Source organism: Idiomarina fontislapidosi, assembly GCF_003226255.1.
Classification (GTDB): domain Bacteria; phylum Pseudomonadota; class Gammaproteobacteria; order Enterobacterales; family Alteromonadaceae; genus Idiomarina; species Idiomarina fontislapidosi.
On sequence record NZ_QJST01000040.1, the window covers coordinates 1 to 1,812 of the forward strand.

The window sequence follows — 1,812 nt, forward strand, 5'->3', positions numbered from 1 at the left end:
GGAAAACACTGGGCTTTATTCAGCCAGACATAATTTTTAAAGAGCAATTGCAACACGCTAAGAGCGAGTGTTGCAGTTATTAGTTGAATCTAGGTTTAAAATCTTATGCACTTATTTATATTAAATAAGAATTAGTATAAAAAGTAAATTATCTTTTTTTTATTTCGTCGAAGTAAGGTCTGACGCTTTAAATATCGAACTCTTCAGGGAATTAGAGAAAATGAAAGTTGCAATTCACCATACTCCAGGAAGCTTTTCTGATCGTTGGATTGATTATTGTATAAATAATTCAATACCTTATAAGATTGTAAATGCATTTGATAGCGATATCGTGGAGAGACTTGATGGTTGTGATGCGTTTATGTGGCATCATCACCATGCGCATTTTAAAGATGTTCTGACCGCAAAGCGGATTTTGTTTGCTTTAGAGCACTCAGGTTTAAAAGTATTTCCTAACTTTAAGACAGGCTGGTATTTCGATGATAAGGTCGCACAAAAGTATTTTTTAGAGGCGATTGAAGCCCCATTAGTTCCCAGTTATGTATTTTATGATAGGGATGAAGCATTAAAATGGGTGAATAAAACTGTATTTCCTAAGGTTTTTAAACTTAAAGGTGGTGCAGGTTCTCTAAACGTCAAACTGATAAAAACAAAAAAATCGGCAATAAGGATCATAAATCGTGCTTTCAAAAATGGCTTTTCCCAGCACGATCGATTAGAGGGCTTCAGAGAGAGGTTAAGAAAATACAAAGTTGGTCAAGAAGACCTAGTAGGTTTAATTAAAGGAGGAATTCGATTATTTATACCAACTAATTATTCAAAACAGCAATCTAGAGAGCGAGGTTACGCGTATTTCCAAGATTTTATTCCGGGTTTAAAATTTGATATTAGAGTTCAGGTTATCGGAAAGCGTATCTGTGCATTAAAAAGATATGTTAGAGAAAATGATTTTCGTGCATCTGGAAGTGGAAATTTAATAGAACTTGGTCCAGAAGATATTGATGACCGAATTTTAAAACTAGCATTGAAAATTCAACAGAAGGTTCAATCTCAGTCGTTAACTATTGACTTTATACTTGACGGCGATAACCCTTTGGTGGTTGAACTTAGCTATGGATTCCCAGAAAAGTTTTATGATAACTGTCAAGGATTCTGGGATGAAAATTTAGTTTGGCATAATGAGAAATTTAACCCGCAGTATTGGATGGTTGAGAATTTATTACTAAGCTAGTCGAAAAAAGTAACCTGAATTCAGATAATAACCGCAACACTCATGTAATGGGATAGGTCAGAAGGAGGTCAGCTACCAACATGTGGTAGTCTTACTTTTCGACCAAAAAAAGTGAGCTCTAACATGAGTTATCGGCAGCTGACCGAGGGACAACGATACCAGATTTCTGCGTTGCTCTCAGAAGAATTTTCACAACGAGAGATTGCAAGAAAGCTGAACATTGCGCCCTCGACCGTCCATTGAGAGTTGCGACGTAACAACAATTTGTGTGGGTCTTATGACCCTCAAAAAGCTCAAGAGCGCACTTTAAAACGGCGTTTAAAGCCAAAGCCCAAACGGGTTTGCGAGAATACTCGCAACGCTGTAGAACTTATGCTCGAGATGGACTGGAGCCCGGAGCAGATATCGGCTGTCTGCACGCGAATAGGCTATCCAGTCAGTCACGAGTGGATTTACAAATATGTTCTGGCTGATTTTTACGGCGGCGGTGGTTTATTTACTCACCTTCGCCACCGGTTAAGACGCTATAGAAAACGCCTGCACAAGCAGCGTGGTCGCATTTTAGGCCGCCGCTCGATACA

At 38.5% G+C, this 1,812-nt stretch carries 1 protein-coding gene and 1 pseudogene; both read left to right on the plus strand.

The features are described from left to right. The first annotated feature begins 220 nt into the window (after positions 1 to 220). On the plus strand, positions 221 to 1,231 hold the full coding sequence (locus DFP83_RS13435) for an ATP-grasp domain-containing protein (RefSeq protein WP_110576590.1): 1,011 nt from the start codon (positions 221 to 223) through the stop codon (positions 1,229 to 1,231). Between the two features lie 123 nt (positions 1,232 to 1,354). Beyond that, positions 1,355 to 1,812: pseudogene (locus DFP83_RS13845) on the plus strand (transposase); the annotation flags it as partial.

Excerpts from the sequence above, each read along its gene's own strand:
- DFP83_RS13435 (WP_110576590.1), top strand. The coding sequence starts at position 221 with ATGAAAGTTGCAATTCACCATACTCCAGGAAGCTTTTCTGATCGTTGG.